Consider the following 316-nt stretch of genomic DNA (forward strand, 5'->3'; position numbering starts at 1 on the left):
ATATAGCCGGTTCCCTGCATGCGAGCGCAAGTCAGGCGGGGCTCACGCTGAGCCTTTTCATGGCGGGTTTTGCAGTGGGGCCGATCGTCTACGGTCCTCTCTGCGATGCCCGAGGTCGCAAGCCCACGCTTCTTCTCGGCCTGGCCTTGTTCACGGTGGGCGGAATCGGATCGGCGGTCGCGCCCGTCAATATAGCCGGTTCCCTGCATGCGAGCGCAAGTCAGGCGGGGCTCACGCTGAGCCTTTTCATGGCGGGTTTTGCAGTGGGGCCGATCGTCTACGGTCCTCTCTGCGATGCCCGAGGTCGCAAGCCCAC

1 protein-coding gene is annotated in these 316 nt (G+C 63.9%); it reads left to right on the top strand.

All coding sequences use genetic code 11. The features are described from left to right. A partial coding sequence (locus ACRXB1_RS37525; protein WP_449494955.1) for an MFS transporter occupies positions 1–316 on the top strand: 316 nt, incomplete at both ends.

It is taken from the genome of Caballeronia sp. M23-90 (assembly GCF_053574605.1).